The following is a 23,821-nucleotide window of genomic DNA, read 5'->3' as shown; positions in this document are numbered from 1 at the left end:
GAAATGTGATAATTATCACTGAACCAGTGTTGTCATTTGTTTTACAAAAGCAAGGATTTAAATTTCCTTCAATGGACAAAAAAATGAATAATGACAATACCGATTACGTGAGTAATGAATCAGGGACGCTTTCGCGATTATTTAAACTTCCTCAACATGGAACCACCGTCCGCACAGAATTGATTGCGGGGATGACCACTTTTTTAACCATGGTGTACATCGTTTTTGTTAACCCGCAAATCCTTGGCGCGGCACAAATGGACCCGAAAGTGGTATTTGTCACCACCTGTTTAATTGCCGGTATTGGCAGTATTGCGATGGGGATATTTGCTAACTTACCCGTGGCGCTGGCTCCGGCAATGGGGCTGAACGCCTTCTTCGCGTTCGTGGTCGTGGGGGCGATGGGGATCTCCTGGCAGACCGGGATGGGAGCCATATTCTGGGGCGCAATCGGACTGTTTTTGCTCACGCTCTTTCGTATCCGTTACTGGATGATTTCCAACATTCCATTAAGTTTACGTATTGGTATCACCAGTGGTATCGGGTTATTTATTGCCTTGATGGGATTAAAAAATACCGGTGTTATTGTCGCCAATAAAGATACGCTGGTTATGATTGGCGATTTAAGTTCTCACGGCGTGTTGTTAGGTATTTTAGGTTTTTTTATTATAACCGTGTTGTCATCACGTAATTTTCATGCGGCGGTGTTGGTTTCTATTGTTGTTACTTCCTGCTGTGGATTATTTTTCGGTGATGTTCATTTTAGCGGTATCTATTCCATTCCACCCGATATTAGCGGTGTCATTGGTGAAGTTGATTTGAGCGGCGCGTTGTCGCTTGAACTTGCCGGTATCATTTTCTCCTTTATGCTGATCAACCTATTTGATTCATCAGGAACATTAATTGGGGTAACTGATAAAGCTGGCTTAATAGATAGTAACGGTAATTTCCCCAATATGAATAAGGCGCTGTATGTCGATAGCGTCAGTTCGGTGGCGGGTGCGTTTATCGGCACCTCGTCTGTTACCGCCTATATTGAAAGTACTTCTGGTGTGGCGGTCGGTGGCCGCACGGGGCTGACTGCGGTTGTGGTCGGCGTTATGTTCCTGTTGGTTATGTTCTTCTCACCGCTGGTGGCAATGGTTCCACCCTATGCGACTGCCGGGGCGCTCATCTTCGTGGGCGTGTTAATGACCTCAAGTCTGGCGCGCGTTAACTGGGATGATTTTACCGAATCGGTGCCCGCATTTATTACTACGGTGATGATGCCCTTTACTTTCTCGATCACTGAAGGTATCGCGCTGGGCTTTATGTCGTACTGCATTATGAAAGTTTGTACCGGACGATGGCGCGATCTGAACCTGTGTGTGGTGGTTGTAGCGGCGCTGTTTGCGCTGAAAATCATCCTGGTGGATTAGTATCTGATAAGTGTTTCCAGATATCATGAGGGCCGGTTACGCAGGAGAACTCATGATCTGGATAATGCTCGCTACGATGGCGGTGGTGTTTGTGATTGGTTTTCGGGTGCTGACATCCGGAGCCAGAAAGGCGATTCGCCGTCTCAGCGATCGGCTGAATATTGATGTCGTACCCGTCGAATCGATGGTCGATCAGATGGGAAAGTCAGCGGGTGACGAATTTTTACGTTATCTGCATCGCCCGGATGAGTCGCACCTGCAAAATGCTGCGCAGGTGTTGCTCATCTGGCAAATTGTCATTGTCGATGGTAGCGAACAGAACCTGTTGCAATGGCATCGAATTTTACAAAAAGCCCGCCTCGCAGCTCCCATTACCGACGCTCAGGTCAGGCTGGCGCTGGGTTTTCTGCGCGAAACAGAACCTGAAATGCAGGAGATTAACGCTTTCCAGATGCGCTATAACGCGTTCTTTCAGCCTGCCGAGGGCGTTCATTGGCTGCATTAAAACCGCTTCGTCTTATCAGCCTACAGACCGCGCCTGACCTGTAGGGGGGATAAGGCGTTCATGCCGCATTCGGTAATCTTTGCCCTGTTCCGTTTCGATCTTAACTCCAGCTCAAGCAACACCGTAAAAGTTGCAGAAACGTTAAATACGTCACACATTTCAATGCTAAACTGACCGGCTTTCCCCTGAAACATGCCACGGGTAACACCATGAGTGAACATATCGAAGAAAACTGTGGCGCGGATGCCATCACCCGACCGAACTGGTCAGCCGTTTTCTCGGTGGCGTTTTGCGTCGCCTGCCTGATTATCGTTGAGTTTTTACCTGTCAGTTTGCTGACGCCGATGGCGCAGGATTTAGGGATTTCGGAAGGGCTTGCCGGGCAATCGGTGACTGTGACCGCCTTTGTGGCGATGTTTGCCAGTTTGTTTATTACCCAGACAATTCAGGCCACCGACCGCCGCTACGTTGTTATTTTGTTCGCCGTTTTGCTGACGCTCTCTTGCTTACTGGTTTCCTTTGCCAGCTCGTTCAGAATGTTATTAATCGGTCGAGCCTGTCTGGGGCTGGCGCTAGGCGGATTCTGGGCGATGTCAGCGTCACTGACCATGCGTCTGGTGCCGCCTCGTACGGTGCCGAAGGCGCTGTCGGTGATCTTCGGCGCGGTTTCTATTGCGCTGGTGATTGCCGCGCCGTTAGGCAGCTTTTTAGGCGAGCTTATCGGCTGGCGCAATGTCTTTAATGCGGCAGCGGTGATGGGCGTGCTGTGTATTATCTGGATTATCAAATCATTGCCTTCGCTGCCTGGCGAACCCTCGCATCAGAAACAAAATACCTTCCGTTTGTTGCAGCGTCCGGGGGTGATGGCCGGGATGATCGCTATCTTTATGTCCTTTGCGGGGCAATTCGCTTTCTTCACCTATATTCGACCGGTATATATGAATCTGGCGGGATTCGGCGTAGATGGCTTAACGCTGGTGCTGTTGAGTTTTGGTATCGCCAGTTTTGTCGGTACGTCGCTTTCGTCGATCATTCTTAAACGTTCAGTAAAACTGGCCTTAGCGGGAGCACCGTTAGTGCTTGCTCTTAGTGCACTGGTACTGACGTTGTGGGGAAGCGATAAAATTATTGCTACCGGTGTGGCGATTATCTGGGGGCTGACCTTTGCTTTAATTCCCGTGGGCTGGTCAACGTGGATCACCCGCTCATTAGCCGATCAGGCAGAAAAGGCGGGATCTATTCAGGTGGCTGTTATTCAGCTTGCCAATACCTGCGGCGCGGCAATTGGTGGTTATGCACTGGATAACATTGGTCTGACTTCGCCGTTAATATTGTCCGGCACGTTGATGTTGCTTACCGCGCTGTTGGTTACTGCAAAAGTGAAAATGAAGAAATCCTGATATCAGTTTAAAGAAGTGTTGGTCAGTGGCTGTTGCCGCTCCTACATATCCGGGCATTCTACCCTGCCCAACGCTTCCCAGTAGTTACTCTGATTATTACGCTCCATCGCCACGATGGCTTCGCGTATGTGTTGTTTATTGCTTTCATCAGACAACATTGACTTTTCCCACGCTTCATCTGATAACGATGCCTGCGGGGTACAAATTTTTCGCAAATCCTGTAATACCGTATTTTTCTCTTTCGCCGATTGTAACGAGCTAAAAGGCGACTCGGCATACACCATACCCGGCATCGCGAAAACAGCGAAAATAAGAAGCAGCGTCGTTGGTTTCATGAGTTCTACCTTTTTACAAATGGCATCGAATGAAGCATAAGTGTAGTTTGTTTTCATCGCTCTAATCATGCTGTACGAAACGCGTTTTAGTATTCAGTAAGAAGTGCCAGACCTTATATTCCTCTTTTATTCCTTTTTCTTCTTATCGATAGCATTTCGTTTTTTAACCGCAGCGACCTTACCGCTATAGTCAGGTCATCATTAATAAAAGGATAAAAAATGAAACTGACAACACATCATCTACGAACAGGAGCTGCGTTATTACTGGCAGGAATACTACTGGCAGGCTGCGACCAGCAAAGCAGCGATACCAAACACATTAAAGTTGGCGTCATAAACGGTGCCGAACAAGATGTGGCGGAAGTCGCAAAAAAAGTGGCTAAAGAGAAGTATGGCCTTGAGGTTGAACTGATTGGATTTAGCGGTTCATTGCTGCCGAACGATGCAACAGATCATGGTGAACTGGATGCCAATGTATTCCAGCATCGCCCTTTCCTTGAACAGGATAATCAGGCGCACGGTTATAAACTGGTGGCGGTGGGAAATACCTTTGTATTCCCCATGGCGGGATATTCGAAAAAAATTAAAACGGTCGATCAGCTAAAAGATGGGGCGACAGTGGCGATTCCGAATGATCCGACCAACCTTGGGCGGGCGCTGTTACTTTTGCAAAAAGAGAAACTGATTACGTTGAAAGAAGGGAAAGGTTTACTGCCAACGGCATTGGATATTACCGATAACCCGCGTCATTTGCAGATAATGGAACTGGAGGGGGCACAGTTGCCGCGTGTACTGGACGACCCGAAAGTGGATGTGGCGATTATCAGCACGACTTATATTCAGCAAACCGGGCTTTCCCCGGTGCATGACAGCGTATTTATTGAAGATAAAAATTCGCCGTATGTGAACATTCTGGTGGCGCGGGAAGATAACAAGGATGCAGAAAACGTGAAGGAATTTTTGCAATCTTATCAATCACCAGAAGTTGCTAAAGCGGCAGAAACTATCTTTAACGGTGGCGCGGTGCCGGGCTGGTAATTATCAACCGCGCCGCGCCAGACGATCACATTTTTCTGGCGCGGCGGCGGGAATCCATTGAAATCAAAATCACCGATGACAGAATCAGCAGCGTTCCCAGCCAGTCAGGTAATGTGAAAGTGATCCCCAGCAACAGCAAAGAGAGCAGCGCGCTACTTAATGGTTCTGCACAGCTCAAAATGCTGGCTTTTGGCCCGCCAATTAACTGTGCGCCTTTCAGATACAGACTAAAGGTTAGCGAAGTTCCAATTACCACCAGATAGAAAAATGCCAGAATCAGGCTGCCATTAACCACGAAATTTGTTCCTTGTCCGGCATAAAAGGGCAACAGGATCAGACCACCAATGAGCATACTCCAGCCGACCACTGGCAACGTGCCGTAACGGGAAATGAGCGTTGAGGGGTATGTCGTATAGAATGCGGCAGCAAATGCCGAGGCGATACCCCAGAATAACGCAGCAGGAGAGATCGATAATGACGTCGGATTACCGTGTGTCACCAATAAAAACGTACCAATCAGCGACGTCAGAATGGCGCAAAAAACCAGGATTCCGGGGCGTGATTTACGTACCAGTGAGAACCATGCCACGATAATCGTTGGTGATAAAAATTGCAGCACCGTTGCTGTAGCAGCATTGGATTTTTCAATTGTCAGTAAGAAAGTAAGCTGGACGGTCAGTGCGCCAACAACGGAAAAAATCAGCAGGCTGATGGCATCTTTATGATTTTTAATGATTGAGAAGACTTTATCGCCGTGGACAAAGGAGAGCGTTAGCAGAATAAAACCGGCAAATATCAGTCGCGTCATAGTCAGAAACTGCGATGACATCTGGCTTTGCTCCATGATGTATTGTGCGCAGACACCTGAACTTCCCCACAATACGGCGGCAATTAGAACGTTCAGCATCCCCTTTCTGGTGGAACCCATTTTTCCCCTCTACATACGGTTTTGTCATTTATGTATGCAGGCATGATAGCAAAAATGGCAAGGATGGCTCTGTTCATATAAGGCATATTTATGTTGCCTCTCAGCAATAGTTACGCATCTTGAGCAATAACAGGCAGACCATTGATACGTCTGACATTATTATCGCCAGCCAGAAGCAGTCTGAAAATAAAATCGACCGTGAGGCTTTTATATTATCCTCGTCGGAATCATAAATATTTTTCTCATAAGTATCCTTCATAGTTTGCGTCGGTCGTTATTCAAAAGCATTGAAATCTCTTATCACGTCGCAACGAAATATTTTGGCATTAGCGTCGCTGACAAATAGCGTGGGTAATTTGATGAGGTCGAGCATTATTTTTATCTTTATGAAACGCGTGAAATGCTTATTAAACCGTCATGTTATGGCGTTATCATTTTTTTCTGACAGCATGTTACTGTTCGCTTTTTAAACGCGAAGAATGTTATGCAAATCCATAAAGTGATCAAACCCGAGTTTGTGAAGAAGTTTTCCTGTGTCGGACCTGACTGCCTGATTTCCTGTTGTCAGGGATGGCAAATAGATATCGACAAGAAAACTCATCATGATTACCTCAACGCACACCATCTGGAAATTTCCAGGCTGGCGAAAGAGAATTTGATGCTGGTGCGAAAAGGTAAACAAAGATATTCGAGAATTAAGCTGGACGCGCAGGGGCAGTGTCCGTTTCTCGACGAAAATAAACTCTGCCTGGTTCATCGCGAGCTGGGAGGCAACGCGCTTTCAGTTACCTGTTCTACTTATCCACGTTGTAAAAAGCACTACGCGGATACAACTCGTTATTCGATGACGCTTTCATGTCCGGAAGTAGCCCGGCTGGTATTGTTCGATGCCGACAGCATGTTAGTGCATGAACAAGATGAGCTGCTGGCGAAGGCGAAAAACAATATCATCGCCCGGCAGCAGCCGGTTAATCAGATCCAACAGATTGTGCATCTCTTTGCCTGGCACCTTCTACAGTCGCCATCGTTGAACGTTGAAGAGAACCTGATGGCGCTGGCACAGTTTATGGTTTACTTGCAACGCATTGAGTTCGATCTGCATCGCCATTTTGCGCAGGCCGAACAGTATCATCAGGAACTATTAAGCGAGCTGGCGGCAGGTATAAGTTTGATTCATCGCTCAACGTCAACGGAGTCGGTTGGATTGAAGGTGCGCGCGCTGTCGGCATTGGGTTCACTTATCGCGAATGAAGGTGCCAGGGATAACATTATCGCTGGGGTGCATCGGAAGATGGCAGTGTATTTAAACATTACAGCCAGCACGGATAAGCAGGATCTGGTCGATAAGTTTGCAGTTCTGGATAAGCAATGGCAGCAGCTTTGCCAGGATTCTATCCTCAGCGCCCCGCATGTATTGCGCAATTTACTGACCTACAAAATTTACCACTGTCATTTTCCGGATGCTGATTTCTCAACGATCATGCGCCAGGTTTACCGTTTAATCCTCGATTATTTCTATATAAAGCATTTGTTGAGTGTGACATCGCTGGAAGCAACTCCTGATGAGGCAACGGTGCTGAAGATTGTGGCGAGCCTTGCCGAGAAAACCTTGCATTCGCCAATTATCAATCAGCGGATGGATAAAGCTATTGACATGATCAATGCCGGGGACGATCTCTCCTGCCTGCTGTTGATTTGTTAAATTCGCCTGCCGGAGACTGGGTTAAGTCTTTGTCTGACATGTCGCCGCCATTGCAATAAATGTTAAGAACGAACTCGGTTAAGCCGAATGAATCATGAACAGAAGAAAATGTCTGGTTTTAATCGTATTACAAGGGATTGGTGAACATCAGTAGAGGCATTTTGGCGGAAGATCACAGGAGTCGAACCTGCCCGGGACCGCTGGCGGCCCCAACTGGATTTGAAGTCCAGCCGCCTCACCGGAGACGACGATCTTCCGCGCCTCGATTGCTACATGGAGGCGGGGCGCATTATAGCTAGTTCCTCGCCTTATCACATCCCCCATCACACTTTTTTCCGTATCGTTTCGTCTTGCCATGATCCCTTTCACAGAAACCTTCAGCAAATCCATAAGTTACATTTTGGCGCTACCGCGATCACAGAAAACAAGAAACGTAAGTTGATAACAAAAAATAGCAATATCCGCACTCTTAAGGATGGTTTACTTTCGGGCTGTCTGACTGGCGCCTTCTTCACTTGTCATGCATGCGGTAACTAAAATTTCAGAACGAAAGGAACGGATTATGAAAATCAGCGATGGAAACTGGCTTATTCAACCTGGTCTTAATTTGATTCACCCCATCCAGGTTTTTGATGTTGAGCACCGGGGAAAGGAGATGGTGGTTTATGCCGCGCCGCGTGATGTGCGGGAGCGTACCTGGCAGTTGGATACGCCGCTGTTTACGCTGCGCTTTTTTTCACCTCAGGAAGGTGTGGTTGGCGTGCGGATTGAGCATTTTCAAGGGGCGCTGGATAGCGGTCCGCATTACCCGATTAATGTGTTGCATGACGTTCCGGTGGAGATGCAAAACACGAGTGAATATGCCGAGCTGAAGAGCGGTAATTTGAGTGTTCGCGTTACCAAAGGGGAATTCTGGTCGCTCGATTTTCTGCGCAATGGTGTGCGCATTACCGGTAGCCAGTTGAAAAATAACGGCTATATACAGGATACCAACACCAACCGTAGCTACATGTTTGAGCGGTTGGATCTCGGTGTCGGTGAAACGGTATACGGTCTGGGGGAACGCTTCACTGCGCTGGTGCGTAACGGTCAGACGGTGGAAACCTGGAACCGTGATGGCGGAACCAGCACCGAACAGGCGTACAAAAACATCCCGTTCTATATCACCAACCGTGGCTACGGTGTGCTGGTTAATCATCCGCAGTGCGTCTCGTTTGAAGTGGGATCGGAGAAAGTCTCCAAAGTACAGTTCAGCGTTGAGGGTGAATATCTCGAATACTTTGTTATCGATGGCCCGACGCCGAAAGCGGTGCTCGATCGTTATACCCGTTTTACCGGGCGTCCGGCGTTGCCGCCAGCATGGTCCTTTGGTTTGTGGTTAACGACTTCATTTACCACTAATTATGATGAAGCAACGGTAAACAGCTTTATCGACGGCATGGCGGAACGGAATCTGCCGCTACATGTTTTCCACTTCGACTGTTTCTGGATGAAAGCTTTCCAGTGGTGCGATTTTGAGTGGGATCCGGTAACTTTCCCTGACCCGGAAGGGATGATCCGCCGCCTGAAAGCGAAAGAGCTGAAAATCTGCGTCTGGATTAACCCCTATATAGGGCAAAAATCCCCGGTATTTAAAGAGTTGCAAGAGAAAGGATATTTACTCAAACGCCCGGACGGCTCGTTATGGCAATGGGATAAATGGCAGCCAGGTCTGGCGATTTATGACTTTACCAACCCAGATGCCTGCAAATGGTACGCCGATAAACTGAAAGGCCTGGTAGCGATGGGCGTCGATTGCTTTAAGACCGACTTTGGCGAACGTATTCCAACAGACGTTCAGTGGTTTGACGGTTCCGATCCGCAGAAAATGCATAACCATTATGCATACATCTACAACGAACTGGTGTGGAACGTGCTCAAGGAAACCGTCGGTGAGGAAGAAGCCGTCTTGTTTGCCCGCTCGGCCTCCGTCGGTGCGCAGAAATTCCCGGTACACTGGGGCGGCGACTGTTACGCTAACTACGAATCAATGGCGGAAAGCCTGCGCGGTGGTTTGTCTATTGGCCTTTCTGGTTTTGGTTTTTGGAGCCACGATATCGGTGGCTTTGAGAATACCGCTCCGGCACACGTTTACAAACGCTGGTGCGCATTTGGTTTGCTCTCCAGCCATAGCCGTTTACATGGCAGCAAATCTTATCGTGTGCCGTGGGCTTATGATGATGAATCCTGCGATGTCGTGCGCCATTTCACTCAGCTTAAATGCCGTATGATGCCGTATCTGTACCGCGAAGCCGCTCGTGCTAACGCGCTGGGTACGCCGATGATGCGCGCAATGGTGATGGAGTTCCCGGACGATCCGGCCTGTGATTATCTTGACCGTCAATACATGTTGGGCGACAGCGTGATGGTTGCGCCAGTGTTCTCTGAAGTGGGCGATGTACAGTTTTATCTGCCAGAAGGTCGCTGGACGCATCTGTGGCATAACGATGAAACAGAAGGCAGCCGTTGGCATAAACAGCAGCATGATTTTCTTAGTTTGCCGGTTTACGTGCGTGACAACACCTTACTGGCGCTGGGGAACAATGACCAACGCCCCGACTACGCGTGGCATGAAGGCACGGCTTTCCAGCTTTTTAATCTGCAAGACGGGCATGAAGCTGTCTGTGAAGTGCCCGCCGCCGATGGTTCGGTGATCTTCACCCTGAAAGCGGCGCGTACTGGCAATACGATTACCGTGACAGGCGCGGGCGAGGCGAAGAACTGGACACTGTGCTTGCGTAATATTGCGAAAGTAAATGGTTTGCAAGGCGGTTCGCAGGCTGAAAGTGACTTGGGCGTGGTGGTGACGCCTCAAGGGAATGCGCTGACAATTACGTTGTAATTTATTGAAGGAATGCCGGGTACGGCTATGTCGTGCCCGGCGAGATTGATTTTTACTGCACTGGCTCCGTTGACGTGACTTCGCCACTGGAAACTACGCCAGCATTCATGGTTTGGGTTACCTGCTGCTTTTCAGCGTTCACAGCATGGAGTTGTCCGTTAACCGTGGGTTTTAGCGGTACATCGGTCTGGATATCGCCGCTGGCGGTGAGCTGAATATTACCATCGCCCGTAATAGGTAACTCTGGCCATCCCCACTGTTGCAAAATGTTCATCGGCACACCGCGTCCGTTCAGGCTGATATGGGTCTGGCGCTGCGGCGTTTGTGAGACACTGGCAGTGGCTTCAAGAATGCCTTTCTCGGTAAATGCGCTAAGTTCGCTGATATTCACCGTGCTGCTATTGGCGGTTAGCGCCAGCGACGGACGACGAACGTCGACACGATTGAACGTTGCGGCGGCGGCATTCAGGTTCGCCGTGCCACTCCACACCCCCCACTTATGCTCGGCAACCAGCGTCAGATTCGCGCCATAACCATCCAGCGCGGTGAGCTGCCACGGAAAGTCAGGGTCGATATCAATGATCAGGTTGCGGCTGGCGCTAAATCTCTTCAGTTGCAGAGTGTTTAACCAGGCGGGAGTTTGCTGCATCCACAACTGTTGCCAGTTTTTCGGCAAGGTAAATTCCAGCCCGACAATCGCTGCGTCGTCGAGGAGCAGCGTTTTTCCATCGCGTTGCCAGTTCCCTGACGTTCGTACCATTCCGCCTTCCCAACGGCTGGTAAACTGGCGCAGCGCGACGCCCTGAGGGGAAAACTCCGCGTTCATAATCGGGTCAAATAAATGCAGCGAACCATAAATAAACTCGCTGGCGTTCATTGACAGCTTGCCTTCCTGCGTCTGCCAGTCATCTTTAATGAAGGTCATGTTGCGCAAGCTGAGATCGAGGTCGGTCACCGCCCAGTCCGGACCTTGCAGGCGAGCGTCGATCACTTCAAGGCGGCCAATCTGCAACGACGGGACAGAGCGCAAAGGTGCAAAGAAATCGGTCAGAGATTTTTCGCTTTGCAGACGGATATCGGCCATGCGCAGATTTTCTACCTGCCAGCTACCATCGGCATTACGCTGCGCATTACCAGTTAATGAACCACGAGCGATATCGGCGCCCAGATTCGTAAGCGTGACGCGATCGTTATCAATAGTGCCTTCAATCAGTACATTGGTAGCAGCAACATCGTTGAGCGACAGAGAGCCGGCACTGAACTGAATTTGAGCCTTCGTGCCCAGGACTTTACCGGCTTCCGGCGACCACGGAACGACGCCGCCATTTACTCGCTGTGCGCTGAGATTCCACTCGCTATTGGGACTGTTAAACGCCATATCACGCAGTTGCAGCCGATCCGCTTTGAACGGTAACGGCGCGGTCTGGTCGGTGAGATTCAACGTCCCGTTTTCCAGCAGGATAGTATCGACATGGCGTGGTTCGCTCAGTTGCCGACTACTTAGCGCAATATCGACACTTTTCGCCACCAGAGTGGCGGGTTGACCATCGCGACCGAATGTGACGTTCTCCAGCACGATATGAGATGGTGCGGAAAACCGGTGATCCATCGCTCCGAAGGTCAAATGATAGTCGCTATTCCTGGAAATCCATGCGCTGATATGCTCTGCTCCCCAGCGGGTTTGCAGCAGGAAATAGAGGCCAGCGATCGCCACGAATAGCGCGATGAAAATGTAGAGAAGCAGCTTCCCAATAAATTTCATGGTCTTCCATCCCGTGAAATGCACATAAGGGAGTTATGCACGATTTACGCGCATTCCTCAAGGCGGGAATGGAGAAAGCGAGTGGCTACGACGGTAAAGAATTTTACCGCCGTGAGTGGATTACTGTTTTTCTGGCGGGAAAATCAGGTTCAGCACAATGGCAGTGATACCGCCAGCGGCGATCCCGGAGGAGAGCAGGTTTTTCAGCCAGTCAGGGGCAAACTGCAAAATCAGCGGCTGCTGAGAAACGCCCAGACCGACCGCCAGCGACAGCGCGATAATCAGAATGGCCCGACGATTCAGCGGTTCACGAGAAACGATACGCACACCTGATGCGGCGATAGTACCAAACATCACCAGCGTAGCGCCGCCAAGTACCGGTTCCGGAATATGCTGCACAAAACCGCTCACAGCCGGGAACAGGCCGAGCACAATCAGCATCAGTGCGACGACAAAACCGACATAACGGCTGGCAACACCGGTCAACTGGATCACACCGTTGTTCTGCCCGAAGCAGGAGTTCGGGAAGGTGTTAAACACCGCCGATACAAACGAGTTCAGGCCGTTTGCCAGTACGCCGCCTTTCAGGCGTTTCATGTACAGCGAACCGGAAACCGGTTGTTCGGAAACGTCGGAGGTGGCGGTGATATCGCCAATAGTTTCCAGCGAGGTGATCATAAAGACCAGCATCAGCGGCAACAGCAAACTCCATTCAATACCAAGCCCGTAATAGAGCGGTGTTGGCACCATAATCAGTTCTTGCGTCATCGGCTCGTTGCTTTCTGGCAACATGCCCATAAACCACGCCAGCGCATATCCGGCTGCCATCGCAATCACCAGCGAGGCCACGCGTAAGTAAGGGTTACGTTGACGGTTAAGCAGAATGATTAAAGCTAAGACCACGCCCGCCAGCAGCAAATTTTTCGGCGCGCCAAAGGTGTTATCGTTCATGGCCGCATAACCGCCGCCAATGGACGTTAACCCAACCTGTATTAGCGACAGGCCGATAATCATTACTACGACGCCAGAAACCAGAGGCGTAATAATGCGGCGCGCCAGATGTAAAACGCGGGAGATTACCATTTCGGTGCAACTTGCCAGCATCAGTGTGCCGAAGAGCGCCGCCATCATGGTAGGAACATCGGCGCCACCGGTCTTCAGTGCCGTTCCGCCCATAATTAGCGGAGCAACGAAGTTAAAGCTGGTGCCCTGAATAGACAATAACCCGGAACCAACCGGCCCCCAGGCTTTAATCTGAATAATCGACGCCACACCGGAAGCAAACAGCGACATACTAATAATGTGTTGCGTGTCCTGTGCTGGTAAACCCAGCGCCTGGCAAATTAACAGTGCTGGCGTGATTACCGCGACAAACATCGCCAGCAGATGCTGACAGGCGGCAAACAGAGTTTGAGCAAGCGGCGGACGATCTTCAAGACGATAAATCAGTTCGCTGTTTTGAGCCTGCGCAACCGGTTGCGCATTTTCTGACTCTAGGGTGGAAACAGACATCGAAAACAATCCCGTGGTGGCAAAGCGGGCATTTTAGCTGACCGAAAGGCAAAAGCAAACGTTTGCCATGCATTCTTCTAAATATTTAAATGCGATAAATGCACTTTTTTATATAACTTTTGGTTGTTTTCTGCTTAAAATCCATGCCATTTTTTTATTTTCAGCTGAGAATTCGAACCGGGATAGCATGACTCGATACTCGTCATATTTCGCCCTAATGCACATGCGCGATGAAGTATGACGAGTGTGAAAGAGTGGTGCGGACACAAAGGAGTAACTATGTTTCATCTCGATACTTTAGCAACGCTTGTTGCAGCAACCCTGACGTTGCTGCTCGGGCGCAAGTTGGTCCATTCCGTCTCCTTTCTGAAGAAATACACCATACCTGAACCGGTTGCCGGAGGGTTGCTGGTGGCACTGGCGCTGCTGGTGCTGAAAAAAAGTATGGGCTGGGAAGTCAATTTTGATATGTCCCTGCGCGATCCGTTGATGCTGGCATTCTTCGCAACCATTGGTCTGAATGCCAATATTGCCAGCCTGCGTGCCGGTGGGCGTGTGGTGGGGATTTTCCTCATCGTGGTTGTTGGCTTACTGGTGATGCAAAATGCCATCGGCATTGGGATGGCTAGCCTGTTAGGGCTTGATCCGCTGATGGGGCTGCTGGCCGGTTCTATTACGCTTTCCGGCGGCCACGGTACAGGTGCTGCGTGGAGTAAATTGTTCATTGAACGTTATGGCTTCACCAACGCGACGGAAGTGGCGATGGCTTGTGCAACGTTTGGTCTGGTGTTGGGCGGCTTGATTGGGGGGCCGGTGGCGCGGTATCTGGTGAAGCACTCCACCACGCCAAACGGTATTCCGGATGACCAGGAAGTCCCCACCGCATTTGAAAAGCCGGACGTTGGGCGCATGATCACCTCGCTGGTGCTGATTGAAACCATCGCTCTTATCGCGATTTGTCTGACGGTGGGGAAAATTGTTGCGCAACTTTTGGCTGGCACAGCTTTTGAATTGCCGACCTTCGTTTGCGTGCTGTTTGTGGGTGTGATTCTGAGTAACGGTCTGTCAATGATGGGCTTTTACCGCGTCTTTGAGCGTGCGGTATCGGTGTTGGGTAACGTAAGTCTGTCGTTGTTCCTGGCGATGGCGTTGATGGGGCTGAAACTTTGGGAGCTGGCTTCGCTGGCGCTGCCGATGCTGGCGATTCTGGTCGCACAGACCATCTTCATGGCGTTGTACGCCATCTTTGTCACCTGGCGCATGATGGGCAAAAACTACGATGCGGCGGTGCTGGCTGCGGGTCACTGTGGTTTTGGCCTTGGTGCAACGCCCACGGCAATTGCCAACATGCAGGCGATTACCGAACGCTTTGGCCCGTCGCACATGGCCTTCCTGGTGGTGCCGATGGTCGGTGCGTTCTTTATCGATATCGTTAACGCGCTGGTGATTAAGCTGTATTTGATGTTGCCGATTTTTGCGGGGTAACCGATGAAGCGGCGGTATAAGTGCCGCCGCAACAAAACAAATGCCTGATACGCTTCGCTTATCTGGCCTACGTAATAATTCTCAATTTATTGATTTTGTGAGTTTTTTTGTAGGCCGGATAAGGCGTTCACGCCGCATCCGGCAGGAAGGTAGATCAATCTGAAACGGCGGTCTTCTCACCGCCGCCTTTTACGCATTCGAGTAACGTTCTGTTTCTGGCATCCAGCGTTCTATCAGGGCTTTTGCCTGTTGTGGGTAACGTTCGTGAATATGCCGTGCCAGGCGCTGAACTTCCGGGATCATGGCCTGTTCACGCAGTAAATCTGCCACTTTAAATTCGGCATTACCCGTCTGACGCGTACCTAACAGTTCGCCAGGACCGCGAATCTCTAAATCTTTCTGTGCAATCACAAATCCGTCGCTGCTGTCACGCAGCACTTGCAGGCGAATTTGCGCCGTTTTGGAGAGTGGCGTTTTGTAGAGCAGCACGCAGTGGGAAGCCACCGCGCCACGTCCCACGCGCCCGCGCAGCTGGTGTAACTGCGCCAGACCCAGACGCTCCGGGTTTTCGATAATCATCAGACTGGCGTTAGGCACATCAACGCCGACTTCAATAACGGTTGTGGCAACGAGCAGGTGTAGCTCACCTTGTTTAAACGACGCCATCACCGCCTGCTTCTCGGCTGGTTTCATCCGTCCGTGTACCAGGCCAACATTCAACTCTGGTAGCGCCAGTTTCAACTCTTCCCAGGTAGCTTCCGCTGCCTGCGCTTCCAGTAACTCTGACTCTTCAATGAGTGTGCACACCCAGTACGCCTGACGACCTTCAGTCATGCAGGCGTGACGCACGCGGTCAATGATGTCGTTACGACGCGTATCCGGGATTGCCACTGTCGTCACCGGGGTACGCCCTGGCGGCAGTTCATCAATGACCGAGGTATCGAGATCGGCATAGGCGGTCATTGCCAGCGTGCGGGGGATCGGCGTGGCGGTCATGATTAACTGATGCGGATGGAACCCTTGCTGCTGGCCTTTCTCCCATAACGCCAGGCGTTGATGCACACCAAAACGATGCTGTTCGTCGATAATCACCAGCGCCAGACCGTTAAATTGCACCTGTTCCTGGAAGATGGCGTGCGTACCAACAATCATCTGCACCTGACCGCTGGCGATGGCTTCTTGCTGAGCCAGTCGTGCTTTACCTTTCTGTTTACCGGCGAGCCAGCCCACTTCGATACCGAGCGGCTCAAACCAGTTGCGAAAGTTATTGGCGTGCTGTTCGGCGAGCAACTCGGTTGGTGCCATCAGCGCCACCTGTTTCCCGTGAGCAATTGCACGCAGCGCGGCAAGGGCAGCAACCAGCGTTTTACCGGAACCTACATCGCCTTGCACCAGACGCATCATCGGAACATCGAGCGCCATATCGCGCTCGATTTCCGCCACCACACGTGCCTGAGCACCCGTTGGTTTGAACGGTAAGGTGGCAAGGAGTTTATTTTTCAGCGAGTCATTGGCGCTAAGCGGTTGGGCATGAAAACGTTGTGCTCCAGCGCGTAACGCCAACATACTGAGGTTGTGCGCCAGCAGTTCTTCCAGAATCAGACGACGTTGTGCCGGATGCTGCCCGCTTTCCAGATCGCTAAGTTGCAGCGTCGGCGGCGGGCGATGCAGAGTTCTCAAGGCTTCCGGCAGCGTCATCATCCCCTGTGACAGTTCCGGCGGCAACAGTTCTTCAATAGCGCAGGTATCCAGCAGATCCAGCGCCTGGTCGGTTAATTTACGTAGCGTTGCCTGTTTAACGCCTTCAGTCGTTGGGTAAACCGGCGTGAGCGTTTCCTGTAGCTCCGGAGTACTGAGATCACCCTGTACGCGATATTCCGGATGGATCATCTCCGCGCCATATTTGCCGCGCTTTGCTTCGCCGTAGGCCAGCACACGTCGTCCCGTCGCCAGGCTATTTTTCATCGCCGCACTGAAGTTGAAAAAGCGCATGGTGAGAATGCCGGAACCGTCGCTAATCTGGCAGGTCATCATCCGTCGACCGCCGAAGGAGATATTACAGTTCAGCACTTCGCCTTCAACCGTGGCATAAACGCCGGGTAGCAGCTCGCCAATGGGATAAAGATGGGTGCGATCTTCGTAGCGCAGGGGAAGGTGTAAGAGTAAATCCTGCACGGTATGCAGGTTGATTTTCGCCAGCTTGTTACTTTGTGCCGCGCCAACGCCCGTTAGGGAACTGAGCGGGACAGCATCTAACAGGCGACCTTTCATCGCACTTACCCTGCAGCCTGCATGGTGGCCCACCAGTCGGCATCAGCTTCGATCTCGCCTTGCTGATTGACGTGGGGGTAAGGCAGGCCTTTGCGTTTTGCGACTTTCGCCAGCACCGGATAGCCGCCTTCAAACAGCAGGCGTTGTTGTTCTGATTCCGGTAACATGCTGTTTTCACGAAGGTACATGCCTGCGTTTTGCCGCTGACGCTGGGCTTCGTAAAGAATGAGTGCCGATGCGACGGAAACGTTCAGCGACTGTACCATGCCGATCATCGGGATAATGATGTCCTGATCCGCCAGTGCTAACGCTTCCTGCGTGATGCCCGTTTTCTCCTGACCCATCAAAATACAGGTCGGGCGGGTGTAATCAATTTCGCGAAAATCGACGGCGTTATCAGAAAGATGTGTAGCCAGAATCTGCATTCCCTGGCCTTTCAGATGGGCGACGGCATCGCCAATGGTGCGGTGCGTTTTCACCTGTACCCAACTGTTGCTGCCAGCCGCAGCCGAAGCCATAGTGCGCATCCGGCTGCCAGGCCAGACGGCATGAACTTCATGTACGCCAACGGCATCTGCGGTACGAATAATCGCAGAAACGTTATGGGGTTTGTGAACCTGTTCCATGCAGACGGTCAGGTCAGGCTGCCGCCTGGCGAGCATTTCACAGATGCGTGCATAACGTGTTGGGTTCATAAAACATTAATTTCTGTTTCGGGTGACTTTAATCACGTCTGGCATCACACGGATTTTGCGCATGATATTTGCCAGATGTACGCGATCCCGGGCGGTCAGGCGAATAAAGGCACTATAGACGCGACCATCTTTCTCTTCCGTATTCAAACTTTGAATATTGGAATTGGTTGTGTTGATCGCCGCAGTCAGGTTTGCCAGCGCACCCTGATGGTTGAACATTTCCACCTTGATTTCAGTAATGAACTCCTGCGCCGTTTCTTTATCCCATTCTACAGCCATAAACTTCTCTGGCTCTTTCTGGTAGCCACGGATGTTACGGCAGGACTCATGGTGGATCACCAGACCTTTACCGGGGCTAACGTGGGCGATGATCGGGTCGCCGGGAATAGGGCGGCAGCATTTCGCAAAAGTGATCAACACGCCATCAGCGCCTTTAATCGGCAGATGCCCGTGGCTTTGGGTTGCTGGTGGAATGGAACCGTCTCCCTGCTGGAGATTCTTCGCTACCACTACGCTCATTGCATTGCCAAGACCGATTTCTGCCAGCAAATCGTCAAGTGTCGCCAGTTTCATGCGATCCAGTTCGCGCTGAATATTTTCCTGCGGGATTTCATTCAGCTTACGGCTGCCACCCAACGCGTGGTTGAGCAGGCGACGCCCCAGGCTAACGGAATCATCACGCTTGAGGTTTTTCAGCAACTGGCGGATTTTGGCGCGTGCTTTCGAGCTGACGACAAAGTTCAGCCAGGCGGCATTCGGGCGAGCGCCCGGCGCGGTAATGATTTCAACGGTTTGTCCGCTGGAGAGTGGCTGCGACAGCGGGTAAGGCTGACGATCAACTCGCGCACCCACGCAGGCATGACCGATATCGGTATGCACCGCGTACGCGAAATCGACAGGCGTGGCACCGGCAGGCAGTTCGACAATGCGCCCTTCCGGTGTGAAAACGTAAATCTCATCCGGGAAGAGATCGGATTTAACGCTCTCGATAAATTCAAATGAGCTACCGGCGCTCTGTTGAAGCTCCAGCAAGCTCTGCATCCAACGCTGGGCGCGGATTTGCGCAGTGGTGCTGGTCTCGCCGTGCTCTTTATAAGCCCAGTGTGCGGCAACACCCATCTCCGCCATTTGATCCATATCTTCGGTACGGATCTGGACTTCAACCGGCACGCCGTGGGGGCCAATCATCGAGGTGTGCAAAGACTGATAGCCGTTCGCTTTTGGAATGGCGATATAGTCTTTCACGCGACCTGGACGCGGCTTATACAGGCTGTGCATCTGGCCGAGCACGCGATAACAGGTATCGGAATCATTGACGATCACGCGGAAGGCGTAGATGTCCATAATCGAGTGAAAACGCTGCTCTTTGAGCACCATTTTGCAGTAAATCGAATAAAGATGCTTCTCGCGACCACTGACGCGGCACGGTATTCCCGCTTCCTGCAAACGCCCTTCGATTTCAGAGAGGATTTTTTGGATCATCTCTTTACGGTTGCCGCGCGCGGCTTTCACCACTTCTTTGATTACGCGGTAACGGTTGGGATACAGCGCCTCAAAACCCAGCTCTTCGAGTTCGGTTTTAATGTGGTGGATACCTAAACGGTGCGCCAGCGGGCTGTAAATTTCGAGTGTTTCACGGGCGATGCGGCGACGTTTGTCCGGGCGAAGTGAGCCCAGCGTGCGCATGTTGTGGGTACGGTCGGCAAGTTTGATGAGGATGACGCGGATATCCTGCACCATCGCCATAATCATCTTGCGAAAGTTTTCGGCCTGCGCCTCTTTCTTATCGCGGAACTTGAGCTTATCAAGTTTCGACACCCCCTCTACCAGCTCGGCGACGCTTTTACCAAAAAGCTGTTCCATGTCCTGGTAGGTGGCGGGAGTATCTTCAATCACGTCATGAAGTAGCGCCGCCATTAGCGTTTCATAGTCGAGTTTCATCTCGGCCAGAATGCAGGCAACCGCTACCGGGTGCGTGATATAGGGTTCACCGCTTGAACGTGTTTGCCCCTCGTGAGCATCACGTGCAACGAGATACGCCTGCCGCAGACGCTTAATTTGGTCTTCTGGCAGGTAGTTTTGAATCAGTTGATTCAGGCTTTCAAACAGATACAAGGGCGACCCGCTTTGTGATTAACGACGACCTTCAGCAATAGCGGTAACGGCTTGAATTTCAGCGGCTTCCTGCTCTTGCTGTTCCTGGCGTTCGCGAACGTCGAGGATCTGGTTGTTGATCAGACCTTCTTCGATTTCGCGCAGCGCGATTACTGTGGTTTTATCGTTTTCTTCCGGTACTAGCGGATCCTTTCCGCCTACCTGCATCTGACGAGCGCGACGCGCGGCGACCAGTACCAGGTCAAAACGGTTACCAATTTTCTCTACAGCGTCCTGAACAGTTACGCGTGCCATACTTAAAAAGCTCCACAGGTGAAGAAATGACTGGGCATGATACTGAAAGAAGGTTCAGTCTGCCAACAATTTGCTGATTAAAGCGTCATGACGTTGCTTTTGGCGACTCATGCGCAAGCGTTCGGCGCGAATAATGGTCTTCAGATCACCCAGTGCGGTGTCAAAATCATCATTCACAATCAAATAATCATATTCGGCGTAATGGCTCATTTCTGCAACTGCTTGCGCCATACGCTTTGCAATGACCTCTTCGCTGTCCTGACCGCGACCGCGTAGACGGCGATCCAGCTCGATTTTGGACGGCGGTAAAATAAAGATACTACGCGCATGTGGCATCTTCTGGCGAATTTGTTGCGCGCCCTGCCAGTCGATATCCAGAAAAACATCTACGCCACTTGCCAGTACTTGCTCAATGGCTTCGCGCGAAGTGCCATAGTAATTACCGAACACTTCCGCGTGCTCAAGGAATGCATCTCTGCTAATCATCTCTTTAAATTCATCATGATTAACAAAGAAGTAATGCTCACCGTGTACTTCACCTGGACGCGGTGCGCGCGTGGTGTGTGAAACAGAAACCTGGGTGTCATACAACGGTTGGGTTTTTAATAAAGCCTGAATCAGGCTGGATTTACCCGCGCCACTGGGGGCAGAAACAATATAAAGCGTGCCTTGAGCCATGAGTATCTTTCGTATGTGATTAGCGAAATAAAGCCTACATACGAGCTTATTATACACGGCGCGGTCACGTGACGTAGCCCTCGCTCATACTTTTTGCGCAAAGTTGTTGCGTTTTGCGTAGCTGTTTCCGCAATTCCCTGTCATTTACTGCAATCAGAACGATTCTCTGGAAGCGTTCTCGCACACTTCGTTTTTGCCACTCGGATTTACATTCACCACGTTGTATACCTGCCCGCCTGACTACAGCGGAGGTGATGATGAAAGTATGGATAGCGGTATTAATGGGGATTTTGTGCTGGCAATCATCGGCGCAGGCGGTCTGCCCAGCCTGGTCGCCCGCCAGAGCGCATGAAGAAATTTCCCGCCTGCAACAACAAATAAAACAGTGGGACGATGATTACTGGAGAGTAGGAAAAAGTGATGTGGAAGACAGTGTTTACGATCAGATAAGTGCCCGTCTTACGCAGTGGCAACGTTGTTTTGGTGAAGAGACGCATCGTGACGCCATGATGCCGCTTTTAAACGGCACGGTTATCCATCCGGTTGCGCATACGGGCGTACGTAAAATGGCGGATAAAAATGCGTTAAGACTGTGGATGCGTGAACGCAGCGATCTTTGGGTGCAACCAAAAGTTGATGGCGTTGCGGTAACTCTGGTCTACCGTGAGGGAAAACTGATTAAAGCGATCAGTCGTGGTAATGGCCTGAAGGGCGAAGACTGGACGCAGAAAGTTCGCTCGATTCCTTCTGTACCACAATCCGTCAGCGGACCTTTAGCCAACAGTACGCTGCAGGGCGAAATATTTCTCCAGCGTGAGGGGCATATCCAACAACAAATGGGGGGAATGAATGCGCGCTCGAAAGTCGCGGGCATGATGATGCGGCAGAACAATACTGACGCGCTAAATTCACTTGGCGTGTTTATCTGGGCGTGGCCGGATGGACCGCAGTTAATGACCGAGCGATTGCAACAGCTTGCAACCGCAGGGTTTAGTCTGACGCAGATGTACACTCGCGCAGTCAAAAATGCTGATGAGATTGAGCGGATACGTAATGAGTGGTGGAAAACAGCGTTACCCTTTGTTACCGATGGTGTCGTTGTACGAGCGGCGAAAGAACCCGAATCCATCCATTGGCTACCGGGTCAGGCGAATTGGTTGGTGGCGTGGAAATATCAACCCGTGGCACAGGTTGCCGAAGTGAATGCGATTCAGTTTGCGGTGGGTAAGAGCGGCAAAATATCGGTGGTGGCGTCACTCGCGCCTGTCATGCTGGATGATAAAAAAGTTCAGCGGGTGAATATTGGTTCCGTCAGGCGCTGGCAGGAATGGGATATTGCGCCTGGCGATCAAATTCTCGTTAGTCTTGCCGGTCAGGGTATTCCACGCATTGACGATGTGGTCTGGCGCGGAACGGAACGTACTAAACCAATTCCGCCAGAAAACCGCTTTAATTCGTTGACCTGCTACTTTGCTTCTGATGTTTGTCAGGAGCAATTCATTTCACGGCTAGTCTGGCTGGGGTCAAAACAGGTTTTGGGGCTGGACGGCATTGGTGAAGCTGGCTGGCGTGCGCTGCATCAGACTCATCACCTTGAGCATATCTTTTCCTGGCTTCAGTTAACGCCAGAGCAATTGCAGAACACGCCGGGGATAGCGAAAAGCAAAAGCGAGCAGTTATGGCATCAGTTTAATCTGGCACGTAAGCAGCCTTTTACCCGCTGGGTGATGGCAATGGGAATACCCTTAACCCAGGCGGCGCTTAACGCCTGCGATTCCAGCACCTGGGAGCAAGTTTTGCAGAGAAGCGAACAGCATTGGCGGCAACTGCCAGAGACAGGACCTCGTCGTGCCAGCCAGGTTATTGAATGGAAAGATAATGGGCAAATCAAGATGCTGGGCAACTGGCTGGCTGCCCAGCAGGTCACAGGTTTTGTGCCTTAGTGACCTTCGTGGCTGTAGTAAAAGACGGGTAAACCCAGCTTAAGACGCAGCGCCAGCAAGCGAGCGAAAAAGCCAAACACCAGAGTGGAAATAATCACCACATCATGGTTAGAGACGTAGTGTTGCAACGCGATATAGAGTACAGCGGAGGCAAATGAAACCCCAGCATACAGCTCTTTCTGAAAGACCAGCGGGATGCGTTTACAGAACATGTCTCGCAAAACGCCGCCAAACACGCCGGTCGTCACCGCTGCGACAACGGCAATGATCGGACCGTGCCCCATATCCAGCGCGACTTGTGCACCAATAATAGAAAAAACTACCAGCCCGAGCGCATCAAGCACCAGAAAGACTTTGCGCAGATAAGGCATCACCGGGGCAACAATAGTCGTCAGTACGGCGGCTGTGGCGACAATAATCACATATTCCGGATGCTTGACCCAGCCGAGCGGATAGTGGCCCAGCAGAATATCACGCACTGAGCCACCACCGATTGCGGTGGCGGTCGCAATGATAATTACGCCAAATGTATCCATTCGGCGTCGCCCAGCCGCCAGCGCCCCCGTCATGGCTTCGGCGGTAATACCAACCAAATACAAAATGTGTAACAGCATGGTTCTCTCCCTAAAAATCTGTCTGGCAGGGTAGCGATTTGTGTGCATCGTCACGATTGAGATTTTTTAAGGTGAGTTTTGATTGATAATTTATAGTTATGTGAAATTGGTGCTTTCTGCAAAGCTAATGCATTTTTCTGATGTTGTGTTAAGAAAAATGCATTAGAAAAAGTATGGGATTTTTGACGTTTTTTAGGTAGATGTATGCAGAGCCGCTGAAATTAACAACGGCCTACAATGCTGTG

The 23,821-nt window shown here is 50.9% G+C and carries 18 protein-coding genes and 1 tRNA gene; 8 read left to right on the top strand and 11 right to left on the bottom strand.

All coding sequences use genetic code 11. From position 1 onward, the window contains the following. The first annotated feature begins 83 nt into the window (after positions 1 to 83). From adeQ to nepI, 3 genes are all read left to right on the top strand, one after another. The gene (adeQ, locus tag A7Z29_RS15335; RefSeq protein WP_105290441.1) at positions 84 to 1,418 is read left to right on the top strand and encodes an adenine permease AdeQ; all 1,335 of its coding nucleotides are present in this window, start codon (positions 84 to 86) and stop codon (positions 1,416 to 1,418) included. 52 nt (positions 1,419 to 1,470) lie between these two features. Further along, positions 1,471 to 1,923 carry a DUF1198 domain-containing protein gene (locus A7Z29_RS15330; RefSeq protein ID WP_105290430.1) on the top strand — a complete coding sequence of 151 codons (453 nt, stop codon included), beginning with the start codon at positions 1,471 to 1,473 and terminating at the stop codon, positions 1,921 to 1,923. Positions 1,924 to 2,132: 209 nt separating this feature from the next. Then, a complete protein-coding gene (gene nepI, locus A7Z29_RS15325) occupies positions 2,133 to 3,323 on the top strand; it encodes a purine ribonucleoside efflux pump NepI (RefSeq protein WP_105290429.1) in 1,191 nt (396 codons plus the stop codon). A 41-nt stretch (positions 3,324 to 3,364) separates the two neighbouring features. On the opposite strand, the gene yicS is transcribed toward nepI, so the two are convergent. After that, entirely contained in the window at positions 3,365 to 3,658 is a 294-nt protein-coding gene (gene yicS / locus A7Z29_RS15320; protein ID WP_105290428.1) for a protein YicS, read from the bottom strand. Between the two features lie 219 nt (positions 3,659 to 3,877). On the opposite strand from yicS, the gene nlpA reads away from it, so the two are divergent. Next, positions 3,878 to 4,696 (top strand): lipoprotein NlpA, encoded by an 819-nt coding sequence (gene nlpA / locus A7Z29_RS15315; RefSeq protein WP_105290427.1) that lies wholly within the window; start codon positions 3,878 to 3,880, stop codon positions 4,694 to 4,696. Between the two features lie 25 nt (positions 4,697 to 4,721). Here the strand turns inward: nlpA and A7Z29_RS15310 are convergent, their stop codons facing one another. Then, a complete protein-coding gene (locus A7Z29_RS15310) occupies positions 4,722 to 5,624 on the bottom strand; it encodes a carboxylate/amino acid/amine transporter (protein ID WP_000535939.1) in 903 nt (300 codons plus the stop codon). A 484-nt stretch (positions 5,625 to 6,108) separates the two neighbouring features. Here A7Z29_RS15310 and fliB point away from each other — a divergent pair, with 484 nt between their 5' ends. Then, positions 6,109 to 7,326, top strand: a complete 1,218-nt coding sequence (gene fliB / locus A7Z29_RS15305) for a flagellin lysine-N-methylase (RefSeq protein ID WP_105290426.1) — start codon at positions 6,109 to 6,111, stop codon at positions 7,324 to 7,326. A gap of 162 nt (positions 7,327 to 7,488) precedes the next feature. Here fliB and A7Z29_RS15300 read toward each other — a convergent pair. Further along, a tRNA-Sec gene (locus tag A7Z29_RS15300) sits at positions 7,489 to 7,583 on the bottom strand. Between the two features lie 305 nt (positions 7,584 to 7,888). On the opposite strand from A7Z29_RS15300, the gene yicI reads away from it, so the two are divergent. Continuing rightward, positions 7,889 to 10,207 (top strand): alpha-xylosidase, encoded by a 2,319-nt coding sequence (gene yicI, locus A7Z29_RS15295; protein ID WP_105290425.1) that lies wholly within the window; start codon positions 7,889 to 7,891, stop codon positions 10,205 to 10,207. 52 nt (positions 10,208 to 10,259) lie between these two features. On the opposite strand, the gene A7Z29_RS15290 is transcribed toward yicI, so the two are convergent. Further along, positions 10,260 to 11,969, bottom strand: coding sequence for an AsmA family protein (locus A7Z29_RS15290; protein ID WP_105290424.1), 1,710 nt, complete (start codon positions 11,967 to 11,969; stop codon positions 10,260 to 10,262). 120 nt (positions 11,970 to 12,089) lie between these two features. Next, positions 12,090 to 13,481 (bottom strand): xanthine/proton symporter XanP, encoded by a 1,392-nt coding sequence (xanP, locus tag A7Z29_RS15285; protein WP_105290423.1) that lies wholly within the window; start codon positions 13,479 to 13,481, stop codon positions 12,090 to 12,092. Between the two features lie 279 nt (positions 13,482 to 13,760). Between xanP and gltS the strand changes: the two genes are divergently transcribed. Continuing rightward, positions 13,761 to 14,966, top strand: a complete 1,206-nt coding sequence (gene gltS, locus A7Z29_RS15280) for a sodium/glutamate symporter (RefSeq protein ID WP_000468835.1) — start codon at positions 13,761 to 13,763, stop codon at positions 14,964 to 14,966. Positions 14,967 to 15,155: 189 nt separating this feature from the next. Here the strand turns inward: gltS and recG are convergent, their stop codons facing one another. From recG to gmk, 5 genes are read right to left on the bottom strand one after another with little or no spacing between them, the layout of a single operon-like run. Further along, positions 15,156 to 17,237, bottom strand: coding sequence for an ATP-dependent DNA helicase RecG (gene recG / locus A7Z29_RS15275; protein ID WP_105290422.1), 2,082 nt, complete (start codon positions 17,235 to 17,237; stop codon positions 15,156 to 15,158). Positions 17,238 to 17,242: 5 nt separating this feature from the next. Further along, the gene (gene trmH / locus A7Z29_RS15270) at positions 17,243 to 17,932 is read right to left on the bottom strand and encodes a tRNA (guanosine(18)-2'-O)-methyltransferase TrmH (RefSeq protein WP_001070182.1); all 690 of its coding nucleotides are present in this window, start codon (positions 17,930 to 17,932) and stop codon (positions 17,243 to 17,245) included. A gap of 6 nt (positions 17,933 to 17,938) precedes the next feature. Next, complete coding sequence (gene spoT / locus A7Z29_RS15265; protein WP_000280472.1) at positions 17,939 to 20,047, bottom strand: bifunctional GTP diphosphokinase/guanosine-3',5'-bis pyrophosphate 3'-pyrophosphohydrolase; 2,109 nt, start codon at positions 20,045 to 20,047, stop codon at positions 17,939 to 17,941. Positions 20,048 to 20,065: 18 nt separating this feature from the next. Continuing rightward, positions 20,066 to 20,341, bottom strand: coding sequence for a DNA-directed RNA polymerase subunit omega (rpoZ, locus tag A7Z29_RS15260; protein ID WP_000135057.1), 276 nt, complete (start codon positions 20,339 to 20,341; stop codon positions 20,066 to 20,068). A 54-nt stretch (positions 20,342 to 20,395) separates the two neighbouring features. Further along, positions 20,396 to 21,019, bottom strand: coding sequence for a guanylate kinase (gene gmk / locus A7Z29_RS15255; protein ID WP_010344504.1), 624 nt, complete (start codon positions 21,017 to 21,019; stop codon positions 20,396 to 20,398). 257 nt (positions 21,020 to 21,276) lie between these two features. Between gmk and ligB the strand changes: the two genes are divergently transcribed. After that, the gene (ligB, locus tag A7Z29_RS15245; protein WP_105290420.1) at positions 21,277 to 22,962 is read left to right on the top strand and encodes an NAD-dependent DNA ligase LigB; all 1,686 of its coding nucleotides are present in this window, start codon (positions 21,277 to 21,279) and stop codon (positions 22,960 to 22,962) included. Here ligB and A7Z29_RS15240 read toward each other — a convergent pair. Beyond that, complete coding sequence (locus A7Z29_RS15240; RefSeq protein ID WP_000924289.1) at positions 22,959 to 23,576, bottom strand: trimeric intracellular cation channel family protein; 618 nt, start codon at positions 23,574 to 23,576, stop codon at positions 22,959 to 22,961. The genes ligB and A7Z29_RS15240 overlap by 4 nt on opposite strands. Between the last annotated feature and the right edge of the window lie 245 nt (positions 23,577 to 23,821).

Origin of the sequence: Escherichia sp. MOD1-EC6842 (assembly GCF_002965705.1) — a bacterium.
Classification (GTDB): Bacteria; Pseudomonadota; Gammaproteobacteria; order Enterobacterales; family Enterobacteriaceae; genus Escherichia; species Escherichia ruysiae.
Note: the sequence above shows the minus strand (reverse complement) of the source record. Positions and strands in the feature narration are given on the sequence as shown.